The sequence below is a fragment of the Sphingomonas plantiphila genome, from assembly GCF_046000505.1.
GTDB lineage: Bacteria > Pseudomonadota > Alphaproteobacteria > Sphingomonadales > Sphingomonadaceae > Sphingomonas > Sphingomonas plantiphila.
Genome location: NZ_JBELQC010000001.1, coordinates 1,422,176 through 1,445,312, shown reverse-complemented (window position 1 = coordinate 1,445,312; position 23,137 = coordinate 1,422,176). Strand labels below are relative to the sequence as shown.

General features: G+C 65.8%; 18 protein-coding genes. 8 read left to right on the top strand and 10 right to left on the bottom strand.

Going from position 1 to position 23,137, the window contains the following annotated elements:
- The first annotated feature begins 2 nt into the window (after positions 1-2).
- Both manD and ABS767_RS06780 read left to right on the top strand, forming a co-directional pair.
- Entirely contained in the window at positions 3-1,214 is a 1,212-nt protein-coding gene (manD, locus tag ABS767_RS06785; RefSeq protein ID WP_408077591.1) for a D-mannonate dehydratase ManD, read from the top strand.
- A gap of 16 nt (positions 1,215-1,230) precedes the next feature.
- Positions 1,231-2,376, top strand: coding sequence for an endo-1,4-beta-xylanase (locus ABS767_RS06780; protein ID WP_408077590.1), 1,146 nt, complete (start codon positions 1,231-1,233; stop codon positions 2,374-2,376).
- 194 nt (positions 2,377-2,570) lie between these two features.
- On the opposite strand, the gene ABS767_RS06775 is transcribed toward ABS767_RS06780, so the two are convergent.
- Positions 2,571-5,936, bottom strand: coding sequence for a TonB-dependent receptor (locus ABS767_RS06775; protein WP_408077589.1), 3,366 nt, complete (start codon positions 5,934-5,936; stop codon positions 2,571-2,573).
- A gap of 184 nt (positions 5,937-6,120) precedes the next feature.
- Here ABS767_RS06775 and ABS767_RS06770 point away from each other — a divergent pair, with 184 nt between their 5' ends.
- Positions 6,121-7,626 carry a tryptophan halogenase family protein gene (locus ABS767_RS06770; RefSeq protein ID WP_408077588.1) on the top strand — a complete coding sequence of 502 codons (1,506 nt, stop codon included), beginning with the start codon at positions 6,121-6,123 and terminating at the stop codon, positions 7,624-7,626.
- 59 nt (positions 7,627-7,685) lie between these two features.
- Here ABS767_RS06770 and ABS767_RS06765 read toward each other — a convergent pair whose 3' ends face one another.
- From ABS767_RS06765 to ABS767_RS06725, 9 genes are all read right to left on the bottom strand, one after another.
- Complete coding sequence (locus tag ABS767_RS06765; RefSeq protein ID WP_408077587.1) at positions 7,686-9,095, bottom strand: sugar porter family MFS transporter; 1,410 nt, start codon at positions 9,093-9,095, stop codon at positions 7,686-7,688.
- 146 nt (positions 9,096-9,241) lie between these two features.
- Entirely contained in the window at positions 9,242-10,282 is a 1,041-nt protein-coding gene (locus ABS767_RS06760; protein ID WP_408077586.1) for a DUF2332 domain-containing protein, read from the bottom strand.
- An 82-nt stretch (positions 10,283-10,364) separates the two neighbouring features.
- Positions 10,365-12,179: a methyl-accepting chemotaxis protein gene (locus tag ABS767_RS06755; RefSeq protein WP_408077585.1), complete on the bottom strand. Its 1,815-nt coding sequence runs from the start codon at positions 12,177-12,179 to the stop codon at positions 10,365-10,367.
- Positions 12,180-12,254: 75 nt separating this feature from the next.
- Positions 12,255-14,762 carry a TonB-dependent receptor domain-containing protein gene (locus ABS767_RS06750; RefSeq protein ID WP_408077584.1) on the bottom strand — a complete coding sequence of 836 codons (2,508 nt, stop codon included), beginning with the start codon at positions 14,760-14,762 and terminating at the stop codon, positions 12,255-12,257.
- A 363-nt stretch (positions 14,763-15,125) separates the two neighbouring features.
- Positions 15,126-17,045 carry a 1-deoxy-D-xylulose-5-phosphate synthase gene (gene dxs, locus ABS767_RS06745; RefSeq protein ID WP_408077583.1) on the bottom strand — a complete coding sequence of 640 codons (1,920 nt, stop codon included), beginning with the start codon at positions 17,043-17,045 and terminating at the stop codon, positions 15,126-15,128.
- A 111-nt stretch (positions 17,046-17,156) separates the two neighbouring features.
- Positions 17,157-18,140 (bottom strand): AAA family ATPase, encoded by a 984-nt coding sequence (locus tag ABS767_RS06740; RefSeq protein ID WP_408077582.1) that lies wholly within the window; start codon positions 18,138-18,140, stop codon positions 17,157-17,159.
- The gene (gene pnuC / locus ABS767_RS06735; RefSeq protein WP_408077581.1) at positions 18,137-18,700 is read right to left on the bottom strand and encodes a nicotinamide riboside transporter PnuC; all 564 of its coding nucleotides are present in this window, start codon (positions 18,698-18,700) and stop codon (positions 18,137-18,139) included. Before pnuC ends, ABS767_RS06740 begins: the two co-directional genes overlap by 4 nt.
- A 10-nt stretch (positions 18,701-18,710) precedes the next feature.
- Positions 18,711-19,169: a Fur family transcriptional regulator gene (locus ABS767_RS06730; RefSeq protein ID WP_408077580.1), complete on the bottom strand. Its 459-nt coding sequence runs from the start codon at positions 19,167-19,169 to the stop codon at positions 18,711-18,713.
- Positions 19,170-19,213: 44 nt separating this feature from the next.
- Complete coding sequence (locus tag ABS767_RS06725) at positions 19,214-19,612, bottom strand: MerC domain-containing protein (RefSeq protein WP_408077579.1); 399 nt, start codon at positions 19,610-19,612, stop codon at positions 19,214-19,216.
- Positions 19,613-19,703: 91 nt separating this feature from the next.
- Here ABS767_RS06725 and ABS767_RS06720 point away from each other — a divergent pair, with 91 nt between their 5' ends.
- The 5 genes from ABS767_RS06720 (at position 19,704) to rpsI (ending at position 23,029) form a co-directional block, all read left to right on the top strand.
- Positions 19,704-20,744 (top strand): COX15/CtaA family protein, encoded by a 1,041-nt coding sequence (locus ABS767_RS06720; protein WP_408077578.1) that lies wholly within the window; start codon positions 19,704-19,706, stop codon positions 20,742-20,744.
- A complete protein-coding gene (cutA, locus tag ABS767_RS06715) occupies positions 20,741-21,055 on the top strand; it encodes a divalent-cation tolerance protein CutA (protein ID WP_408077577.1) in 315 nt (104 codons plus the stop codon). Before ABS767_RS06720 ends, cutA begins: the two co-directional genes overlap by 4 nt.
- The gene (locus ABS767_RS06710) at positions 21,052-21,900 is read left to right on the top strand and encodes a hypothetical protein (protein ID WP_408077576.1); all 849 of its coding nucleotides are present in this window, start codon (positions 21,052-21,054) and stop codon (positions 21,898-21,900) included. Before cutA ends, ABS767_RS06710 begins: the two co-directional genes overlap by 4 nt.
- 116 nt (positions 21,901-22,016) lie before the next feature.
- Positions 22,017-22,496, top strand: a complete 480-nt coding sequence (gene rplM, locus ABS767_RS06705; protein ID WP_408077575.1) for a 50S ribosomal protein L13 — start codon at positions 22,017-22,019, stop codon at positions 22,494-22,496.
- Positions 22,496-23,029 carry a 30S ribosomal protein S9 gene (rpsI, locus tag ABS767_RS06700; protein WP_408077574.1) on the top strand — a complete coding sequence of 178 codons (534 nt, stop codon included), beginning with the start codon at positions 22,496-22,498 and terminating at the stop codon, positions 23,027-23,029. The genes rplM and rpsI overlap by 1 nt, the downstream gene beginning before the upstream one ends.
- Positions 23,030-23,137: the final 108 nt, after the last annotated feature.

The window sequence follows — 23,137 nt, the reverse complement described above, 5'->3', positions numbered from 1 at the left end:
CCATGCCCAGGATCGTCTCCGCGCGCGTCATCGTCACCTGCCCCGGGCGCAATTTCGTCACGCTCAAGGTCGAATGCGACGACGGCACGACCGGCCTGGGCGATGCCACGCTCAACGGGCGCGAGCTGGCGGTGGCGAGCTATCTCGAGGATCATGTCGTCCCCTGCCTGATCGGCCGCGACGCGCACCGGATCGAGGATATCTGGCAGTATCTCTACAAGGGCGCCTATTGGCGGCGCGGCCCGGTGACGATGAGCGCGATCGCCGCCGTCGATACCGCGCTGTGGGACATCAAGGGAAAGATCGCCGGGCTGCCACTCCACCAGCTGCTCGGCGGGGCGATGCGCGAGGGGTGCATGGTCTATGGCCATGCCAATGGCGCGACGATCGAGGATACGATCGAGGCCGCGCTCGATTACCAGCGCCAGGGGTACAGGGCGATCCGGCTGCAATCGGGCGTCCCGGGCCTCGCCTCGACCTATGGCGTCAGCAAGGACCGCTATTTCTACGAACCCGCCGACGCCGATCTGCCGACCGAGAATATGTGGTCGAGCGAGAAATATCTCCGCTCGGTCCCGCCGCTGTTCGCCGCCGCGCGCGAGGCACTGGGGTGGGACGTGCATCTACTGCACGACGTTCACCATCGGTTGACCCCGATCGAGGCGGCGCGGCTGGGCAAGGACCTTGAGCCCTACCGCCCGTTCTGGATCGAGGATTCGACCCCGGCGGAGAACCAGGCGAACTTCCGCCTGATCCGCCAGCACACCACCACCCCGCTCGCGGTGGGCGAGGTGTTCAACGCGATCTGGGACTGCAAGACGCTGATCGAGGAACAGCTGATCGACTATATCCGCGCCACCGTGGTGCATGCCGGCGGCATCACGCATTTGCGCCGGATCGCCGCGTTTGCCGACCTGCACAATGTGCGCACCGGCTGTCACGGCGCGACCGATCTGTCGCCGGTAACGATGGCGGCGGCGCTGCATTTCGGGCTGTCGGTGCCCAATTTCGGGGTGCAGGAATATATGCGCCACACCGATGACACCGACGCGGTCTTCCCCCACGCCTACAGCTTCGAAGCCGGATTGATGCACCCCGGCGACGCCCCCGGCCTGGGAGTCGATCTGGACGAGGATCGCGCCGCAACCTTCCCCTACAAACGCGCCTATCTGCCCGTGAACCGTCGCGAGGACGGCACGATGCACGATTGGTGAGCCAAGGAGCATGTCCATGACCCCGACCCGCCGCCAGACGCTGACCGGGCTTGCCGCCCTCCCCCTTGCCGCCGCGCTTCCGGCACGCGCGCGGGACGCAGCGTCGACCATCCATGCCGCTGCGAAGACGGGCGGGCGCCGCTTCGGCAGCGCGGTCGCCTGGGCACCGCCGGGCGCCGATGCCGGTTCGTTCAACAACCCTGCCTATGCCGAGGTGGTCGAGCGCGAATGCGGGCTGATCGTCCCCGAGAACGAGATGAAGTGGCAGTCGATCCGCCCCTCGGCGACCGAGTATCGCTTCGACCGGCTCGACGCGATGGTCGGCTGGGCGCGCAGCAAGGGGCTCGATATGCGCGGCCACACGCTGTTGTGGCATCGACCGAAATGGTTTCCGGCCTGGCTCAACGATCACGACTTCGGCTCCGCGCCGAAGACAGCGGGGGAAAAGCTGCTGGGCGATCATGTCCGCACCGTGATGGGGCGTTACAAGGACAGCATTCGCAGCTGGGACGTAGTCAACGAGGCGGTCGACCCTGAAACATCGGGCTTGGTCGAAACCTCTCTGTCCAAGGCGTTCGGCGGGGTCGAGCCCGCGCTCGACTTCGCCTTCCACACCGCGCGTGCGCAGGCGCCCGACGCCGAGCTGGTCTATAACGACTATATGAGCTGGGAGCCGGGCAACGAGAAGCATCGCGCCGGCGTGCTCAAGCTGCTCGAAGGCTTCCGCAAGCGCGGGGTGCCGGTCGATACGCTCGGGATCCAGAGCCATATCGAGATGTTCACGCTCGACCCCAAGACCGGGCTCGGCCCGCGACAGGAGCGCGAATGGCGCGCCTTCATCGATGAAGCCGTCGGCATGGGCTACAAGCTGATCATCACCGAGCTCGACGTAAAGGACAATGCGCTGCCCGGCGATCCGGCGGTGCGCGATGCCGGCGTCGTGGCCTATCTGCGCGCCTATATGGAGCTGATGCTGTCCTATCCGCAGCTGCGCGACGTGCTCGCCTGGGGCATGGTCGACAAATATAGCTGGCTGCAGGGGTTCGCACCGCGCAAGGACGGGCTGCCGCAGCGCTGCTGCCCCTATGACAGCGCGTTCCGGCCCAAGCCGATGCGCGACGAACTGATCCGGCTGTTTGCCACGACCAAAGCGGTGGCCTGATCACGCGCGCGTCGCGCGCTTCTCCTATCGAATTGCCCCCTCTCCGCACGGGCGATGCTGCGCAGCATCGCCCGTACGGCCGTGCCCGTCTGGCGAACGCCCGCGCTGCGCGGCGTGAAGACCATACGCGCCATGCACAGAAAAAAGGCCGCCGCCTGGGAGGGCGACGGCCGGGAGGTTGGGAAGACCTGTGATTAGAAGCTGTAGCGGAGCATGCCCGTGACGCGGCGGTCGTTCATGTACCAGCCGCGCGGGACGAGCCGGATGTCGCCATTCTGATCGGTCACCGCCGCACTCGTCTTGGTGGTCGAGTTGGTCAGGTTGACCCCCTGGATGCCGAACTTCAGCTGCGGGGTGATCGACAGCGTAATCGATGCGTCGAGCTGGCCATAGGCTTCCTGGAAGATCGGATCAAACGGCGTGATCACGTCGCGCAGCGTCAGCAGATAGCGCGAGCGCCAGCTGTACGATGCACGCGCCGACAGCGGCCCGATATCGATGAACGGGGTGATGTTGAACTGGTGCTTCGACAGCCCCTGAAGCGGGAAGTTGTCGCCGGTGATCGTCGGCTGACGGCCGGCGGCCACATCGGGATCGGTCTCGGACAGGGTGCTCTGCGGCACGCCATCGCTCGACACATAGGTGTAGTTCGCCTGCAGGCCGAGCCCCTTGAGCGGGCCGGGCAGGAAATCATACACCTGCTGGTAGGCGATTTCGAAGCCCTTGATCTTGCCGACTTCCGGCGAGTTGATCGGGGTGGTGACGACCGCCTCGAACGTCTCGCCGTTGTTGCTGAAGGTCCGGCGCACGGTGCTGTTGGTCAGCACATTGTGCAGTTCCTTGTAGAACAACGATGCCGTCAGCTGACCAACGCGCGAGAAATACCATTCCGCGGTCAGGTCGAAGCTGTCCGCCTCGGTCGGAAGCAGTTCGGGATTGCCCGCGTTGAACGTGCCCTGGATCGACACCTGCCCGGGCGCGATGACACCGTCGGAGCCGAACGAACCCGTTCCCGGTGCCACCGGCGTGACGACGATCGGAACCTGGTTGCCGTTCGCGTCGACCTGGGGCCGAGCGGTCACGCCGACCGGGAAATAGTTGCGCACCAGGCCGAGCGAGGGCGGCGAAACGCCCTTCGAATAGGCGGCACGGAACTGCAGACCGCCGCCGACTTCCAGCTTCAGGTTGAGGCTGGGCAGCCAGTAATCATAGTCCAGGTCGAAATTGTTCGGGACGATCGCACCGTTCAGATAATTGGTGATCTGCGTCAGCTGAGCGGGCGAGAGTGCGCACAGCGCATTCACCGTCGCGCCGGCGCCCGACAGCACGTTGTTGATCGATTCCTGGCACGTGGCATCGGTCGGCAGATCGGTCGGGAACGGGAATTCGACGAAGCCCTCCGACTTGCGGTTGGTCGTGGTGTAGCGCACCCCGACATTGCCGCTCAGATTCATGCCGTTGCCGAACTCGTTGCCGAAGCGCAGCATGATGTACGCGGCCTTGTTGACCTCGCGCTGCGGATTGATCTCGCCCGGCGTGAACGGGCTGCCCGCAATCGCGTTCGGGCGATCCGCCAGCGAGCGCCAGCCGCCATTGATGATCTGGCCGTTCGGCCCGGTCGTCGTCGGCTCCCACTCACGGTTGATGCGGTTCGCATAGTCGATATAGGCAAGATAGCCCGACGGGGTGGTCGTGTTGCTGTTGTAGAACGGGCGGCACTGGCCGTTCAGCGGATTGCTGACCGAGCCCCCGAAGAAATTGTTGAAGCAGAATTGCTCATAGCCCTGGAGCGGAGCGCCGCCGCTTCCACCCTGAACATTGTCGACCGGATCGTCGAGCCACACCGGGCCGCCATTGCCCCACTGCTCGCTCAGACGACCCCAGTTATAGGTCGAGAAGCGCGCGACCTGATCGCGATCGGCGTAGCGACCGCCGACGCGGACCGACTTCAGGAAGCCATCGTCCGGGAACGACAGTTCGGCGTCGAGGCGGAAGGCATCGGAATTGCCCGTGCTCGCCTCGATATGGTCCATTGCCGAGCGGTAGAAGCTGTTGAAGGGCGACGCGAACGTGTTGTTCGTGCCCGAGTAATAGGCCGGATAGTCGGCCGAGCCGCCCGGTGTGCCCGTGCAGGGCAGGCTCGGGCAGTTCTGGGGCGCGCGGAAGTCCACCGTCGGCAGATCGCTTCCGTTCAGCCGGATCCCGACGTCCTGATAGGAGGACGTCCACAGGCCGTTATCCATGATGTCGACGAACGAATCGACATGCTGGTAGTCGGCGCTGATGCTGAGATTGTCGGCGACCTGATAGCGGAAGTTGACCGAATAGTCGTCGGTCACCGCGCGCTCGTCATGGTCGCGACGAATGTTGTTCGACTGCAGGCCGAACGCCGGGGTGCGGATGTTGCCCGCGGTGTTCTGGTCGTCGCGCCAGCCGGTCGGGCCGGTGATGACGCCGCTCTCGAACAGTCCGGAGGAGTCGAACAGGATCGACGTGCCGTCGCGGGCGCGCGAGTCACCGTTCGATTCGACGTTGTCGGTCGCGATCTCGATCGTGTGCTCGGTCCACGCCTGGCGTGCGTCGGAGCGCAGGAACTGGAAGGTCGCTTCGGCGCGGCGATCGTTGCTGCGCCACTGGGCGGCGGCGGCATAGCCGAACCGGCGACGCTCGAACTCCTGCGTGCCGATCACCGCGCCGCGCGGGAACAGGCCGCTGCCCTGCTGGGTCGCGGTGCCGAACGGAACGACATCGGTGCGCGTGCCGTCCGAATAGATCGGACGAACGCGAAAACTCGACACTTGGAAGCGATCTGCACGCGAAAACAGCTGCGAATAGGAAACGCTCCCCAGCAGACCGATCTCACCAATCCCCGTATCCCAGGTATTGCTGACGACAAATGCTGCGGTCGGCGACGCCTTCTCGACGAAGTCCGAATAGTTGAGTTCCAGCGACCCCGCCATCACGAAGCCCTTCTTGTCGAAGGGAAGTCGCGTGCGCAGGTTGACGACGCCGGCGATGCCGCCTTCGACGCGATCCGCCGAAGGGCTCTTGAACACGTCGACGCCGCCAAGCAGCTCGGACGGAACGTCAGCGAAGCTCAGCGCACGGCCGTTATTGGCGGTGAATGCCTCGCGACCGTTGAACTCGGAACGGACATAGGTAAGGCCGCGCACGACCACGCCCGAACCCTCGACCGAAAAGTGATCGGGATCGACGCCGGCCGCGAAGCGGTTGATCGAGATGCCCGGGATGCGCTGAAGCGTTTCGGTGACCGACCGGTCGGGCAGCGCGCCGATATCTTCGGCCGTTACAGAATCAACGATCGTATCCGACGTGCGCTTGCGCGTCTGCGCGCTTTGCAGCGATTCACGAAAACCCGTAACGACAACGGTGTCCGGATCGGCCGGCGCATCCTGCGCCTCGTCCGCCGGCGCGGCCTGCGCATATGCCTCGGCCGGCATCGCGAACGCTGTCATCAGCGCCGCCGTCGAAACTCCGATTCCCCAAGTCGCGCGGCCATTCAGGCCCTCGGCGCGCGCACGCTTCCGCCAATTCGACATCCACCCCTCCTATTTCGAGAGCCTTACCGGCCCTTCTGCCCAGTAGCGCTCCATAAGGTAGCGCTAACATTCACCTGTCTTATGACAACGTGAGACTTTCGGCAAGATATGTTGTGCGCTACCAGAAAAGAAAATGACGTGGATGTTGCAGGAATGTCCCTGCAGCATAATGGGGGAGCGACAGGTGGCGGAACGGGTTCGATCGATCGTGATCGTGGGCGGCGGAACCGCAGGCTGGATGACCGCCGCAGCGATGGCGCGGGTACTGGGACGCGATTACGCCACCATCACGCTGGTCGAATCGGACGCAATCGGGACCGTCGGCGTCGGCGAGGCTACCATCCCCCAGATGGGTACGTTCAATCGACTTCTCGGGATCGAAGAAGGCGAGTTCATCCGACGGACCAAAGGCAGTTTCAAGCTGGGGATCGAGTTCGTCGACTGGGGCGCGCTCGGTCGCCGTTATTTCCATCCGTTCGGCAAATACGGCATCGATATGGAGGGTGTCTCGTTTCACGCCTTTTGGCAGCGGCTGGCGCACGAGCCGCAGTTCGCCGATATCGACGCCTTTTCGCTGATGGCGAGCGCCGCACGCGCGAACCGCTTCATGCCCCCGGTCGATGCCGGCAATTCGCCGCTCTCGGGGATCGCCTATGCCTATCATCTCGATGCGGGGCTCTATGCGCTCTATCTGCGCGAGATCGCCGAAGGCCTTGGGGTCAAACGCGTCGAGGGACGGATCGTCGATGTCGAGCGCGATAGCGAAAGCGGCCATATCGCCGCAGTCGCGCTCGATTCCGGCGCGCGCGTTACCGGGGAATTGTTCATCGATTGCTCGGGGTTCAGCGGCCTGCTGATCGGCAAGGCGCTTGGCGTCCCCTATATCGACTGGTCGACCCACCTGCCCTGCAACCGCGCGGTCGCGGTGCCCTGCGCATCGGCCCCCGGACCGCTCACGCCGTACACCCGGTCCACCGCGCGCAGCGCGGGCTGGCAATGGCGCATCCCGTTGCAGCACCGCACCGGGAACGGCATGGTCTATTGCAGCGACTATATCGGCGACGACGAGGCGGCGGCTACCTTGCTCGCCAATCTGGACGGAGAGGCGCTGGCCGATCCCCGCTTCCTGCGTTTCACCACCGGGCATCGCGAGCGCTTTTGGGAGGGCAATTGCGTTTCGATCGGGCTGTCGTCGGGCTTCATGGAACCGCTCGAGTCGACCAGCATCTGGATGATCCAGACCGGCATCGCGCGGCTACTGTCGAATTTCCCCGACACCGGCTTCGCCGAGGCCGAGCGCGCTCGCTACAACCGCCTGATGATCGAAGAGAGCGAATTCATCCGCGACTTCCTCGTCCTCCACTATCACGCGACGGAGCGGGACGATTCGCCCTTCTGGAACTATTGCCGGACAATGCCGATTCCCGAGCGGCTCGCCGAGAAAATGCGTGTGTTCGAAAGCTCGGGGAGATGTTTCCGAGAACATGATGAATTGTTCAACGACACGAGCTGGTTTGCGGTGATGGTGGGTCAGGGGATGCGGTGGAACCGGCACGACCCGGTGGTCGAGATGATCAGCGAGGCGGAGACGCGCGACCGTCTGGCCCATATCGCCGGCGCCGTGCGCGCGTCGGTCGATTACATGCCCGACCACGGCGACTATATCCGCAAAGCCTGCGCGGCGGCGTGAGACCAAAGAAAAGGGGCGGGGAGTTACCCCCGCCCCGCCCCCTGTAGCCCGAAACGCGTTCAGCCTTCCATTTCCTCCAGCTCGCGCCCTGCAGTTTCCTTGATGAAGGCACGGACCAGGAAGAAGCTGATCGCCGCACAGACAGCATAGAAGCTGTAGGTCACGGTGAGGCCGAGGCCCGACGCCATGATCGGGAAGGTCTGCGCGATCAGATAGTTCGATCCCCATTGCGCAAAGCCGGCCACGGCAAGCGCCGATCCGCGAATCTGGTTGGGGAACATCTCGCCCAGCATCACCCACATCACCGGGCCCCAGCTGACGTTGAAGAAGATCACGTAGAGGTTCGCTGCGATCACCGCGAGCATGCCGAGCTGCGGTGACAGCACAAGCTGACCGTCGGCATCGAGCGAGCCCTGGCTGAACGCATAGACCATCGCGAACAAGGTCGCCGTCATGCCGAGCGACCCGGCCATCAGCAGCGGCTTGCGGCCGATCTTGTCCACCAGCAGCACGGTAACGAAACAGGCGAGGATCGATACCACGCCAGACCCGATGTTGATCAGCAGCGCGTCATTCTCGGTGAACCCGGCAAGCTGCCACAGCGTCGCGCCGTAATAGAAGATCACGTTGATGCCGACGAGCTGCTGGAACACCGCGAGCAGCAGGCCCGCCCACACGATGCCGCGCACCCCGCCCTTCACCGGATCGATCAGGTCGGCGAGGCGCGGGCGATGGTCGGCGGAAAAGCTTTCCCGGATCTCCACCAGCTTGCGCGCCGCCGTGTCGGCACCGAACAGGCTGGTCAGCACCTTCATCGCCTCGTCCTCGCGCTTCTTCGACACCAGATAGCGCGGGCTTTCCGGGATGAAGATCAGCGCGACGAGGAACACCGCCGCCGGGATCGACTGCATCAGGTACATCCAGCGCCACGCTTCCAAGCCCAGCCAGAACCCGCTGGTCGAACTGCCCGCGCTTTGCGCCAGATAGTAATTGACCACGAACGCGGCGGTGAGGCCGGTGATGATCATGATCTGCTGCACCGTGGTCATCCGGCCGCGGATATTGGCGGGCGCCACTTCGGAGATATAGGCGGGCGACAGAACGCTCGCCGCGCCGACCGCCATGCCGCCCATGATGCGGGCCATGACGAAAATCGGCTGCGAGGGGGCGAAACCCTGGATCAGCGCGCCGATCAGGAACAGCACGGCCGCCAGCATCATCACGTTGCGCCGACCCATCAGGTCGGCAAGCCGCCCGGCGAGGAACGCGCCGGCCGTGCAACCGATCAGCAGCGACCCGACGGTGAAGCCGAGCCCCGCATCATCGAGCGTGTAAGCAGTCTTGAGCCCCTCCTGGGTCCCGTTCACTGCACCGCTGTCATAGCCGAATAACAGCCCCCCGATCGTGGCCACTGCGACGATCGCGGTGATCAGGCCTATATTGGCCTGCGCCGCCGTGGTTTTGGTCAACGCCCTCTCCTCTTCCTGATGCACGACATGGCGCCGCGCTTGATGTTAGCGCTAACTATGCCGGGAATCGCAGTCCGCGCAAGGGGGCGTGACGCGGGTCGCGCGCAACGTCGTCGAGCAGATGTTGCGCACAATTCTACGCGCGTTCAACCGCGCCAGTCGATCCAGTCGCCATAGGGGTGGCAGACGGCGAGCACGCGCCGCTCGCCGGAGGGCCAACGCGTCAGGCTGAGGTGCACTTCGTCACGCGCCGGGGTCCATTCGAAGCCGATCCGCGCCAGCGGACGCGCGTCGGTCGCCTGCATCCCGGCGGCTTCGATCGCGTCGACCACCGCCGCGCGATTCGCCGCGCCGAGATATTGCAGCACCATCGAATGCAGGACGACACGACAGACACCCGGCCGCTGCGCCTCGGCGAGCCGGTCGGGCAGCCAGAGCGTCGCATCGGCACGATCGACCTGGGGCGGGTATGCGCAGGCCACCCGAAGCGCGGCCTTCAGCCGCTCGATCCGGCGCGGCTGATCGGCCCATACGAACGCCAGCAGACGCGCCCGCGCGCCCGGGTCACCTGCGTCGAGCGGGTTGAGATCGACCCCGCGCGCGTCGATCACCTCGAGCGGCGCGCCCATAGGCGATTCGCCCCGCCAGTCCGGGCGAATCCTCACCGGCGAATCCCAATCGCCCGCCGGGGTTCCGCCCAGATCATAGGCGTAGCGCGCCAGATTGAGGTTCAGCCCGCAGCTCGAGCCGATCTCCAGAAGTTCGGCAGGCATGCCGGTTTCACGCCGCAAGAGCATCAGCGCCGCCGCGAATGCAGCCGCCCGCGCGACCTCATTCGTCTGGGTGGGCGTTTGCATCCAGCGCGCGATGAAGCCGTCCTGCGCCGCCAGTGTCCGCGCGATCACATCGTCGAGATCGCCATGTCCCGATCGATACAGCGCACTGAGCGCCGGGATGTCGCCACGCCGTGCAAGCGCATGCAGCGCCGCGTTGAAACGCATCGCCAGCGCCGCAGCCGAGGGATCGTCGGGCCAGTTCCGGACCAGGTCGCTGGTGCGTGGCCCGTGATGCAGCTGACGGTCGCCCGCCTCCAGCACCGCCGCCACAAAGGGTGAGCCGAGCGCGCGCGCGATACGCGACTGACGCCGCAACTCGCCGTGCGCCGGCACCCGTACCATCATGTTCATGCGACCGCTCCCGCCATGGGCGCACGGCCTTGCGACCGATTCGACACTGGAAGGGTGCGGCAGGTACGGCGGCCTTCCCCGATCACGCCGCTTCCCAGGCGTTCGTCCCCATCGACCGGGCGACGCGATCCTGCATCGCGTGGACTGGGCTGGGGCGCATCGCCCCGCCGGCATCCGAACCGACCGTGAAGCGTCCCGCCTGATCCGACAGGTAGGTCACCTCGTTCGCCAGATTGCGCGCCGCCGCCGAGCTTTCCTCGACCATCGTGCTGGTCTGGCGGGTGGACTGGTCCATCGTCCCGATCGCCGCGCTCACTTCGGTGATGGCGAAGGACTGGGCCTGATTGTCCTGCGCGATCCGGTCGAGCAGCGAGTGCACCTCGCCGACATCGCTCGAAATATCGACGAGCGCGAGATCGACCTTCTGCACCATGTCGACCGCAGCGACGATATCGGTCTGCGTCGCGGTCAGCTGGTCGCGCGCACGGCCCGCCTCTTCTTCCGCCCGCATGGCGAGGGCGGAGACGAGATCGGCGACGACGGCGAAGCCACGCCCTGCCTCACCCGCGCGGCCCGCCTCGACCGCCGCGTTCATCGCGAGCACGCGCGTCTGGAACGCGATCTTGTCCAGGCCCTCGATCACGCTGTCGATGCCCTTCGCGCTTTCCGCGACGCGGCCCATGGCCGACACCGCTTCCTCCGCGACCGAGCGACCATTGGCAACGGTGCCGATCGCGCCATTCGCGCGCTCGACGGTCTCGCTCGCCGCCGATGCCGTGGTCTTGAGACGCTGATCCATCTGGACGATCGCCGCCGAGGTCTGTTCGAGACTCGCCGCATTCGCCTCGGTCCGGCGGGCGAGGTCTTCGGACGTTTCGGCGATACGACCCGATCCGGTATGGATCGACGCGGTCGCCTCCATCACCGACGCGATCAGGCCGCGCAGGCTGCTCACTGCAGCGTTGAAATTCGCCTTCACTGCGGCGTAGTCGGCCGGGAAATCGGCATGGATCTCAGCGGTCAGATTGCCGTCGGCCAGTTCGGACAGCTGGGCCGAGACGATCTCGACCACCATCTTCTGCTCGGCCTCTGCCTTGGCCGCGGCGGCATCGGTCGCCTGCTTCGCAACCGCCGCGTCGCGGAACACCAGCACGGCGCGCGCCATGTCGCCCAGCTCGTCCGCGCGATCGGTGCCGTCGACGTCGACCTCGTTGCGGCCCGCTGCGAGCGTGCTCATCGTCCCGGTCAGTGCCGAGATCGGCGTGGCAATCGCGCGGCTGAGCAGCCAGGCCAGCGCGATGGCAAGCGCGATCAACCCGACGCCGCCAATGACCAGCACCGTCGTCGCGGTATCCATCGCGCTTTTCTGCGTCGCCATGCCCGCTTCGATCGCCGCCATTTCGGCATCGCGCACGTCGCGCAGCGGCAGGACCGCGGCGCTGACCAGCACCGCCTTGCCCGCCGCCTGAACTTCGGCCTGCGCGCCGGCAAGATCGCCGCCATCGACGCGTTGGATCAGTCGGTCGCCCCATTTGGCGCGCCAGTCGAGCGTTTCCTTGCGCGACACCTGCACTGCCTCACGCAGCTTGGGATCGGTCAGTTCCGCCTCGAGCTCGACCGACGCCTTGTCGTAATCGACGCGCCCTTCCTCATAGGATTTCAGATAGCTCTTGTCCCCGGTGACGAGATAGCCGCGCATCTGGCTGTTCTGCCGCAGCAGTGCGGTTTCCAGCGCCAGCGCCTTGGCATAGCGGCTCTGTGCCGCGCTGCTGGCGTCGGTCACCGACCGGATCATAGAGATGTTCGAGAAGAACACCGCCATCATCGCCGCGGCAGACGCGCAGATGATCAGGAACGAAAGCCCCAGTTTGCGCGGGATTTTGAGCGACTTGAGCATGTTCATTTTTCCGTCCGGGCTCCAATTATCAGGGGGTAGTGGCCGGGATGCACGAAGCCTCCCGGCCAGGACCCGTCAGAAGTCGAAGCGAAGCGAGGTCGAGACGGTGCGCCCGTTGACCGCACGCCCCCAACCGATGCCATTGGCCGGGACGGCGCTCTGGGCGATGTCGTAGAAGCCGAGCGTATCGAACAGATTGTTCGCATTCAGCATCAGCTGCACCCGGTCGACCGGACGGAACTGAAGGAAGGCGTTGACCACCGCGAAGCCCGGCATCTTGAGCCCGTTGGTATCCTGCGCATAGCTGCTGGTCGTGCCGACTAGGTTGAACCCGACCGTCGCCAGTTCGGACTGATATTGCGGCGTCACCTGATAGATGAAGTCAGGCTGGTGACGCGGCGTGTTGCCGTTGACCGCCGGGTTGAGGCTGTCCGAACGGATTTCCGCGCTGGTGTAGGTCAGCCCGCCGGTGACGCTGAACGGACCGGTGCGATAGCTCGCCTCGACCTCGGCACCATAAGCGCGATAGTCGCGCAGGATTTCGAGGCCGGTACCGCCCTGAATGTTCCGGTCGGTCGTGTCGGCGAGGAAGCCGGTGACGTTCAATGTCGCATTGGCGGCGCGATATTTGAAGCCACCTTCCAGCTGGGTCACCGTGTCATAGGCCGCGCCCGGCTCGACCAGGCTGCCATCGGTCGTGCTGACTGAGCGGGTGAACAGGATCTTGTCGGCGCCGGCGCGCGCGCCCTTGCTGTAGCGGACGAACACCGCGAGCGGCTCGGCAAGGCGCCAGTTGATTCCGGTCGAGTAGCTGACATAGTCATAGTCGTAATTGACCGGCGCCGGCCGCGTCAGCGGCAACGCATCGGTGCGCCCTTCGGCGGGGGAGATCACGCCGTCATTGTTGAAATCGAACGGGCTGGCACCAACGCGTCCGCCGCCCAGGTCGCTGCCGAAGATGCGGCCGCGCACCTTGCCGATATCGTACCGCACGCTGCCGCCGATCGCGACCGGACCAATGTGGAAGTTGAGCGAGCCATAGGGTGCCGTGACGTTGTAATCGACGTCATAGGCACGGCGATACACGCCGGGAGCGCCGGTGACGTTGAGACCGAATGCGGCATAGCCGTCCTGCGTGAGCGGGGTACCCGTCGCGCTGGTCGCGTTGAGGAGCGCCGCGCGACCCCCGCCCAGAACTTCCTGGAAGGTGTTGGTGTAGAGCCAGGTCGTATCGATGGTCTGGAGCGACTTGTACACGCCCGCCGTCGTGGTCAGCTTGCCGCCGCCGACTTCCCACACGCGAGACGCGCGCAGATCGTTGCTGACATTGTCGAGCGCGTTGGCGTTGACGCGGACAAGCAGCATGTTGCCCACGATGCCGTTGCCGTTCAGCGTTGCCGGGTTGGCGATCACCGTGCCGGCGTTCGGACCATTGGCGTAGCTTAGCGTGCCGCCGGCGCCGCCGGCGGGGGCGGGAAGCGCCGCGCCCGAGAACAGCGAGTAAATCTGGTTGCGCAGCGTGCTGCCCGAAATGTCCGAATAGCGGAAACGCTCGGTGATCGTCCATCCGGCCACGTCGAACTGCGATTCCAGCCCGACCGCCTTGACGAGCGCGTGCATGCCGTCGCTGGTGTTGTAGGCGGCGGGGTTGTTGGCGCCGTCACGCGTGACCAGCGTGTTGATGTTGCTCGACAGCATCGAATCGCGCCGGACGTCGAAATTGGCGAACGATGCATAGTCCGGGTTGTCGTTGGTGCCGGTGATCTTGACGGGAACGGGCACATACTGCGGCGAGCGATCGTCGAGCCACTTTGCGTGCAGCCGTACATAGCCGCTGGCGAAGTCCTTGGTGACGTTGAACTTGAGCTGGCCGCCCTTGAACGCGTTGAAGCCGATGTCGCGCGGACCTTCGCCGCTGCGGTAGTAGCCGCCGATGTGCATCCGCAGCGTGTCGCTGAGCTTCATGCCGTAATCGAAATCGATCCGCTTGTGGTCATAGTCCAGGCCGGTGCTGACGGCGATCGCGCCGCCTTCTACGTCACCGGTCTTCGAGATCAGGTTGATCACGCCGCCGGGCGAGTTGGACGCGAAGCTGGAGGCCGAACCGCCACGGATCGCCTCGATCTGGCCGACGTTGAAGTCGTAGCGGATGAAGATGTCCGACGCGAGGTTGAAGATGTCGCCGAATTCGAGGACCGGCAGGCCATCCTCCTCGATCTGCATGAACTTGGAGCCGCCCGATGCCAGCGGAAGGCCGCGGATCGTGTAGTTGGAGTTGCCGTCGCCGGTCGAGCTTTCGGTGCGGATGCCCGGAATGTTGCGCAGCACTTCGGCCAGGCTGCGCGCGCCCAGCTTCTCGATCTCGTCGGCCTTGAGCACGCTGGTCGAGGTCGCGCTGTCGAGCGGGTCGCGGCCCTTGGCGACGCCGGTCGTGAACACCTCGCGCGCGGGCGCCTGCGACTCCGTCGGCTCGTCGGCCGTCGGAGCGGAGTCAGCGTTCATCGGAGCGTGCGCTGCCGCAGCAGCAGCCGGGACGATCAGCGCCAGCGGCGCGGCGGCGACGAGAAGAAGATGCTTGTTCATGCGTATAATTGTCCACCCTGAAAGACGTCAGCCCAGATCCCCTCTCCGAGCGTGTTCGACATGTGCCCGCCCCACAGCCAGCCGTGGAACGTCGAGACTATGATAGGAGGCTGCCGGCGGGCCGGGCGGCGGCGCGCACGAATCTTTCCCGATTCCAGCCGGGCATCGTGCGACGAATGGGCGCCGATGCGCCGCCAGGGGGGTGTCAGGGTTGGCGGCGGCTCGCCGAAGGGCCGCATCGCTCGGCCGCGCGCAGCGCCGATACAAGTCTCACGATCGGGTTCGTCTTACGGGGTTTAAGCGCGCAGCATCAGCCCGCGCTTAGGACGCAGGCTGTTCGGAAGAACGGTTGACCGGTCCGGGTCAGGCGGTCGCGCCGACCTCGTTCTCGTTCCAGCGCAGCGCCTTCAGCACGGTATCGACGATATGCGGCGCGTTCAGCCCCGCTTCGTCATATTGCGCCTCGGGCTTGTCCTGATCCTGGAAGCGATCCGGCAGGCGCATCGTGCGCAGCTTCAGCCCCGCATCGATCAGCCCGTCGTCGCTCGCCAGCGTCAGGACATGCGCGCCAAGACCGCCGACGGCGTTCTCCTCGATCGTTACCGCGACCTCGTGCGTCGCGAGCAGGCGCCGGATCAGCGCCTCGTCCAGCGGCTTGGCGAAGCGCAGGTCGGCGACGGTGGTCGACAGCCCCCTGGCCTCGAGCGTATCGGCGGCCTTGAGCGCTTCGCCCAGCCGCGTGCCGAGCGACAGGATCGCGACCTTCTTGCCCTCGCGCACCACCCGGCCCTTGCCGATCTCGAGCACTTGCGGGACCTCGGGCAGGGCAACGCCGATGCCGTTGCCGCGCGGGTAGCGAACGGCGATCGGCCCGCTGTCATGCTCCACCGCGGTCTTGGTCATATGCACCAGTTCCGCCTCGTCGGCGGGTGCCATCACCACGAAATTGGGCAGCGTCGCCAGATAGGTGACGTCGAAGCTGCCGGCATGGGTCGCGCCGTCGGCCCCGACCAGCCCGGCCCGGTCGATCGCGAAGCGGACCGGCAGGTTCTGGATCGCGACGTCGTGCACCACCTGGTCATAAGCGCGCTGGAGGAAGGTCGAGTAGATCGCACAGAACGGCCGCATTCCCTGCGCCGCGAGACCCGCGGCAAAGGTCACCGCATGCTGTTCGGCGATGCCGACGTCGAAGGCGCGATCGGGATGCGCCTTGGCGAATTTGTCGACACCGGTGCCGCCCGGCATCGCCGCGGTGATCGCGCAGATTTTCGGGTCGGTCTCGGCGAGCTTGGCCAGCGTTTCGCCGAACACATTCTGATAGGATGGCGGGCCCGGAGGCGCCTTCGCCTGCGCGCCGGTGATCACGTCGAATTTCTGGACGCCGTGATATTTGTCGGCGCTGTTCTCGGCGGGGGCATAGCCCTTGCCCTTCTGCGTCACGACATGGACCAGCACCGGGCCCTCCTTCGCGTCGCGGACATTCTCGAGCACCGGAATGAGATGATCGAGATTATGGCCGTCGATCGGGCCGACATAATAAAAGCCCAGTTCCTCGAACAGCGTTCCGCCGGTCACCATGCCGCGCGCGAACTCCTCCGTTTTCGAGGCAGCGCTGTGAACGCGGCGCGAGAGTTTGCGGACCATCTTGCTGGCGAGGCTGCGCAGGCCGAGATATTCGGACGAGGAGACGACACGCGCGAGATAGGCCGAGAGCCCGCCGACGGGCGGCGCGATCGACATGTCGTTGTCGTTGAGGATGACGATCAGGCGATTGCCCGCCTGTTCGGCGTTGTTCATCGCCTCATAGGCCATGCCCGCGCTCATCGCGCCGTCGCCGATCACCGCGATGCCGCGTCCGTCGGTACCGGCGAGCTTGTTCGCCACCGCAAAGCCGAGCGCCGCCGAGATCGAGGTCGAGCTGTGCGCCGCGCCGAACGGATCATATTCACTCTCGCTGCGCTTGGTGAAGCCGCTGAGGCCCCCGCCCTGGCGCAAGGTGCGGATCCGGTCGCGGCGCCCCGTCAGGATCTTGTGCGGATAGCATTGATGGCCCACGTCCCACACCAGCCGGTCCGCGGGCGTGTCGAACACATAATGGATCGCGACGGTCAGCTCGACCACGCCGAGGCCGGAGCCAAGGTGCCCGCCGGTGGTCCCGACCGCGCTGATCGTCTCGGCGCGAAGCTCGTCGGAGAGCTGGCGCAACTGGGACGGCTTGAGTTTGCGAAGGTCGTGCGGCGTTTCGACGGTATCGAGCAGCGGCGTCTTTGGAAGTTCGGACATTCGACCGCATTTACTCCAGCGCGTTGAACCTGTCCAACGCCTGACACCGGGCACCGCGGGCAATCATGAGCAAAAGGTGAGCAATGCGTGAAAGGCGGCTGTGCCGTTGCGTCAATCGCGCTCCATCGCCTCGACCGCCGCCACGGCGGCAGCAAACCGTGCGTCCCAATCGCCGCGAATCGCGATCCAGCGCACCCCCGCTTCGTCGAGCACATCACGACATAGCGCCGCAAACCGGCTCCGGCTCGCATCGGCGCCATAGATGCGGGTGCCGTCGTCGACCCAGGCGACATCGGGCTCGAGCAGCAGGTAGATGTCCGCGCGCGGGTGCTCCATCAAAGCCCTGGGGGCATGCCCCAGCATCATCCGCGACCAGGCCGCAGTCATCAGCGCGTCGGTGTCGGCAAACAGGAAACGCGTCGCCCAGCGCTTCCACGCCGCGATCGTCGCGCTCTGCGCCTCGCCGATCAGGGTCAGATCGGCCGCGTCCATCCCCACGCCGTGCACTTCGGCCTGCGCCCGGCCATATTCGGGCACCCAGACCGTGCCGAAATGCCGCGCCAGCCGCTCGGCCAGCACCGATTTTCCGGTGCTCTCGACCCCGTGAAGCACGACCGTGCGCGTATAATGCGCGCGCACCGGGCCGGGCAGGAAGCCAGTGTACGCCCACGGGTCGGCGCGCACGGCGCTGCCCGACAGGCCGCCGATCCCGCACGGGTCCGCCGCCATGATGCGGCCGCCCAGCGGCACGAACGTGCCCCCTACCTCCTCGGCCAGCTTCTTGCCATAGCCCTCCCCGGCAAAGAGCAGGTCGATCGGGTCGGGATGCGCCGCGCGGACGATATCGCGCCAGATCGGCCAGAAATCGATGCTGTCTTCAGGCGCCTGCGGCACCGGCGCGCCATGCCCGATCACATCGCAATCGGGCAGCAGTTCACGCATCCACGCGAGCCGCAGCGCACCGGGGATCGGATCGTCGGGAAGCCAGCAGACCAGCACGGTCAGCCGGTCGACCATCGCCCGCGCCGCGCGCGCGAGCGTCAGATGGCCAGCATGCGGCGGCATGAACTTGCCGAGCAGGAACCCGCGCGTCACCGCGCCGCACCCAGCTTCGCGCGCCAGGCGAACAGACCCCAGATCGCCATGCCGAGGAAGATCGCATAGAGGATTGCCGTCGGATGGAGCCCCCGGCTCCAGAACAGGCCGATGGCGAGGCAGTCGACCGCGATCCACAGCACCCAGCTTTCGAACCGGCGCTGCGATTGCAGGATCTGCGCGGCGATGCTCATCCCCGCCACCGTCGCATCGGTATAGGGCGCCGCGGCGTCGGTGAAGCTGGCCATCCCTGTTCCCCAGCACGCGCTCGCCAGGGCGGTGCCGACAAGCCAGAATACCCGCGCCCGATTGGACAATCGGCCGACCGCCACGCCATGATCGACCCGATCGCTGCGGCTCCAGTTCCACCAGCCGTAAAGCTGGATCACGAGGAAGAAGATCTGGAGCAGCGCGTCGCTGTACAGCTTCGCATCGGCGAACACGAAGAAATAGAGCGCGACCATCGCTACGCCGAAGGGGTAGTTCCACAGGCTGCGCCGGGCCACCAGCGCGACATTGACCAGCCCCAGCGCCGCCGCGGCAAGCTCGACCGGGTTCAACGCAGTGGCTTCAGTCGCAATCGGCGCATTTGCCGCGCACTTCGATCACCGGACGTTCGGGCGAGAAGCCCGCGCCCTTCGCCGCCGAGCGGACCGTGCGGGTAATCGAATCGTCGTCGAGATGCGTGGTGTTGCCGCACGAATCGCACACCAGGAAGATACAGTCGTGCAGGCAATCGGGATGCGCATTGGCGACATATGCATTCGCGCTTTCGACCCGTCGCGCGAGATTCGCGGTCACGAACAGGTCGAGAATGCGATAGACGCTGTTCGCGGCGACGCGCCGTCCCTCACGCTTCGACACCGCTTCGGCGATGTCGTAGGCAGAGGCAGGCTTGTCGAACCCCGCGAGCACTTCGAAGATCGAAGCGCGCATCGCGGTCCATTGCTCGCCGGCCTTTTCCAGCGTGGTCTGGGCGGCGACGGCAAGATCGGCGCCCTTATGTTCGTGATGATCGTGCGCGTGCATAGTGCAGATGTAAGCCCGACCACGGTCAGCGGCAAGCGGCCGGCTCAGTAGGTCGCGCGGCGATTCAGGTCGTGACCGAGCGCGAGGATGGCGACGCCGACCACCGTCCACATGATCTCCTGCCCGCCATGCGGCAGCGTCAGCGCGCCCGCCATCATGCCGAGGCCGAACGCGCCCACCGCCGCCGGCATCATATAGCCATGCTTCATGATCCCGCGCCCCAGCGCGACGATGCCGAACAGGATCGCCAGCATCAGCCCCACTTCATGGATCAGCGGGTGCATCAGCGCGCCCGCGGCCGAAGCGAGTGCGAGCAGCACCGTGGTCGCGAGGCAATGTGCCAGACACAGGCTCGACAGCCCGATCGCGACGCGATCGAAGCGCAGATCGACCTGCTCCCAGAATCGGGGGGCCGAGAATCGTGCCGCAAGGACCTGGTCCATGCGCGCGATATAGACAGCGGCCAGGAAAGTTACAACATAACATCCAAGCGCAAGGCTGGCATTTATGGTTGCCGGCGAATACATCGCTCGCGTGTCTGTCTTCACCCATCCCATTCGCCCGCGCGCCATCGCCAACTGGCTGACCTTCGTCGCCGCGCTGATCGTTCTGATCGTCGTGGTGGGGGGGATTACGCGCCTGACCGAATCCGGGCTGTCGATCACCGAATGGAAATTGGTGACCGGCATCCTCCCGCCGCTGTCCGACGCGGCGTGGCAGTCCGAATTCACCAAGTACAAGCAGATTCCCGAATATCAGCAGATCAATCAGGGAATGAGCCTGGCAGCGTTCAAATTCATCTATTTCTGGGAATATATCCATCGGCTGCTGGCGCGGCTGATCGGCTTTGCCTTTGCCGCGCCGCTGGTCTGGTTCGCGTGGCGCCGCGCGATCCCGCCCGGCTATGGCTGGCGGCTGGTGGGGCTGCTCGTGCTGGGCGGGCTGCAGGGTGTCATCGGCTGGTGGATGGTGAGTTCGGGACTCGCCGAGCGGACCGATGTCAGTCATTTCCGGCTGGCAACGCATCTGTTGCTCGCACTGTTCATCCTCGGCGCGCTGACCTGGACGATCCTCGACCTGCGCGGGCTGGCCCGCGATGCGGGTTCGCGACCCGCGCGCTTGTCCGTCCTCAGTTTCACGACCGCGCTGATCCTGTTCGTCCAGCTGTTGTTCGGCGCCTTCACGGCCGGCCTCAATGCCGGGCTGGTCACCAATGAATGGCCGCTGATGAACGGGAAGTTCTTCGCGTCCGAGGTGCTGGCGGTACGGCCGTTTTTCGACGCCGTGGTCAATGATCCGGCGATGATCCACTGGATCCATCGCTGGTGGGCGTGGGTCACCGTCGCAGCGCTGATTCTGCTCGCGCGCCGCGCCCGCGCCGCCGGGAGCCGCGCCGCGTCGGTCGCCATCCACTGCGCGTTCGGTGTCCAGATCCTGCTCGGGATCGCGACGGTGATGTCGGGGGTCGAACTGGTGCTGGGCGTGCTGCATCAACTCGTCGGGGCGCTGCTGGTGATCGCCACCGTCTGGGGCATGCACGCAGTGGGACAGCGGCCGCGGGGATTTCGCGGGTGAGCGACATCGCCCTGCTCCACGCGACGTTCGCCGACGCGGCGGAAGCCGCACGGATCGGGCGCGCGATGGTCGACCAGCAACTGGCCGCCTGCGTCAACCTGATCGGGCCGTGCACCTCCATCTATCGCTGGCAGGGCGCGGTCGAGCAAAGCGACGAATATCGCGCGCTGTTCAAGACGACGCCCGAACTGGCGCGCGAACTGGCCGACCGGATCGCCGCCCTGCACAGCTATGACCAGCCGGTGATCGAGATCTGGCCGGTCGCCGCGGGCGACGCGGTGCTGGACTGGGTGCGACGCGAGACTCGATGATCGCCGCATTGATCGTCGCCGCCGCGCAAAGCTCGGCACCGGTGTTCGCGCCGCCGCTCGAGCGGACGATCGTGGCGATCACGATGGCGGAGCGCACCGAAGAGGGGGTCACCCGACGCTTCGAATCGACGCGCACGGTGCGCTTTACCGCGGCCCCCGAGGGGTATCGCGTCGCGGTGACGATGACCGCCGCGGGCGCCGCCGCAGAGGCGGATGATCCCGCAGGCCTGTTTCGCGCGGGATTTGCCGGTCTTGCCGGACGCACGGTGATCCTGCACCTCGATCGCCTCGGCACCGTAACGCAGATCGAGGACGAGGCGCTGGTCTGGCAGGCGTTCGTGGATGGCATGGCCGCGCTGGCGCCGCGCGGGAAGGACCCGTCCGAGCAAGCGCATGCGGCGCGCGTCCGTGCGATCGCGGCGGCGTTGGGAAGCCAGCCGCCGGAGCGGCGGCGCGCGATGCTCGCCTCGCTGGTCGCGCCGCTGATCGCCCCGGAACTTGCCGCCGAGGGCCGCGCCGGCACCGCCCCGCCCCAAACGGTCCGCGTTCCCGCCTCCTCTATCTATGGAAAGACGGAACTGGACGGATTGCGCGTCGTGCGCACGGGGCGCGACGGGGTGGAGGTGCGCGTGAGCGCGACCGGGCAGGTCGCCGTCGCCGCGCCAGGGGGTGAGGCCGCGGGCACCATCAGCTACGAGACGCTCCGCCGCATCGATCCCACCACCGGTCTGGTGACCGAAAGTCGCGAGCATGTGCAGACGCTGGCACCGGACGGATCGCTGGCTTCCGACCGGACGAGCGTGACACGGATCGAGCCCCAAGGTATCCAGATACCCGTCGAGTGACCCGCACATTTGCTTGACTTCTGCGGCCTTCTGCGACAAATGGCCGCCATTCGCGCCGTCTCGCGCCTTATCGGCCTGGGCGGCGTACTTCATTTTAACCCAAGAGGTCAGGCCCCATGAAGGCGCTCATGAAGACCACCAAGTCGGTAAAGCCGGCCGAAGTGGAAAAGAAGTGGCATATCGTCGATGCCGAAGGTCTGGTGGTCGGCCGCGCTGCGGTCGTCATCGCCAACGTCCTGCGCGGCAAGCACAAGACGAGCTTCACCCCGCATGTCGATTGCGGTGACAATGTCATCGTCATCAACGCGGACAAGGTGCGCTTCACCGGCAAGAAGCTGGCCGACAAGGTCTATTACAAGCACACCGGCTACGCCGGCGGCATCAAGGAAATCACCGCGCAGAAGGTTCTCGAAGGTCGCTTCCCGGAGCGCGTTCTGGAAAAGGCCGTCGAGCGCATGATCCCGCGCGGCCCGCTGGGTCGCCAGCAGATGCGCAACCTGCGCATCTACAAGGGCGCCGAGCATCCGCACGAAGCGCAGAACCCTGAGGTCCTCGACATCGCCGGCATGAGCCGCAAGAACAAGGTGGGCGCATAATGTCCGATAACCGCCAGTCCCTTTCCGATCTCGGCGCGGTTGCCGCCGGTGCGACCGAAGCACCTGCCGGCGAAGCAGGCACCGAAACCACGCTGCAGACGCCCGCCGCCTCGACCATGCCGCTGCGCCAGCAGGAGCTGGACAAGCAGGGCCGCGCTTATGCGACCGGTCGCCGCAAGGACGCCGTCGCCCGCGTGTGGCTGAAGCCCGGCTCGGGCAAGATCACGATCAACGGTCGCGATCAGGAAATCTATTTCGCGCGCCCCACGCTGCGCCTCGTCATCAACCAGCCGTTCGGCGTCGCCGAGCGCGATGGCCAGTATGACGTCGTCTGCACCGTCAAGGGCGGCGGGCTTTCGGGCCAAGCCGGCGCGGTTAAGCACGGCATCGCCCAGGCGCTGACCAAGTACGAGCCGGTGCTGCGCGCCCCGGTCAAGGCCGCTGGCTTCCTGACCCGCGACCCGCGCGCCGTCGAGCGTAAGAAGTACGGCAAGGCGAAGGCCCGTCGCAGCTTCCAGTTCTCGAAGCGCTGATCGGGTTCGGATTCGCCACGGCGAAACGAGAAGGGCGGCCTGCGGGTCGCCCTTTTTCGTTTCGACCCCTGTTTTACCTCGGCTTGTCGCAGGTGGGGCAAGCCTCAC

Excerpts from the sequence above, each read along its gene's own strand:
- ABS767_RS06725 (WP_408077579.1), bottom strand. The coding sequence starts at position 19,612 with ATGGACCAGGTCCTTGCGGCACGATTCTCGGCCCCCCGATTCTGGGAG.
- rpsI (WP_408077574.1), top strand. The coding sequence starts at position 22,496 with ATGTCCGATAACCGCCAGTCCCTTTCCGATCTCGGCGCGGTTGCCGCC.
- ABS767_RS06730 (WP_408077580.1), bottom strand. The coding sequence starts at position 19,169 with ATGCACGCGCACGATCATCACGAACATAAGGGCGCCGATCTTGCCGTC.
- ABS767_RS06755 (WP_408077585.1), bottom strand. The coding sequence starts at position 12,179 with ATGCTCAAGTCGCTCAAAATCCCGCGCAAACTGGGGCTTTCGTTCCTG.
- ABS767_RS06780 (WP_408077590.1), top strand. The coding sequence starts at position 1,231 with ATGACCCCGACCCGCCGCCAGACGCTGACCGGGCTTGCCGCCCTCCCC.
- ABS767_RS06710 (WP_408077576.1), top strand. The coding sequence starts at position 21,052 with ATGATCGCCGCATTGATCGTCGCCGCCGCGCAAAGCTCGGCACCGGTG.
- ABS767_RS06750 (WP_408077584.1), bottom strand. The coding sequence starts at position 14,762 with ATGAACAAGCATCTTCTTCTCGTCGCCGCCGCGCCGCTGGCGCTGATC.
- manD (WP_408077591.1), top strand. The coding sequence starts at position 3 with ATGCCCAGGATCGTCTCCGCGCGCGTCATCGTCACCTGCCCCGGGCGC.
- rplM (WP_408077575.1), top strand. The coding sequence starts at position 22,017 with ATGAAGGCGCTCATGAAGACCACCAAGTCGGTAAAGCCGGCCGAAGTG.
- dxs (WP_408077583.1), bottom strand. The coding sequence starts at position 17,045 with ATGTCCGAACTTCCAAAGACGCCGCTGCTCGATACCGTCGAAACGCCG.
- ABS767_RS06775 (WP_408077589.1), bottom strand. The coding sequence starts at position 5,936 with ATGTCGAATTGGCGGAAGCGTGCGCGCGCCGAGGGCCTGAATGGCCGC.
- ABS767_RS06760 (WP_408077586.1), bottom strand. The coding sequence starts at position 10,282 with ATGAACATGATGGTACGGGTGCCGGCGCACGGCGAGTTGCGGCGTCAG.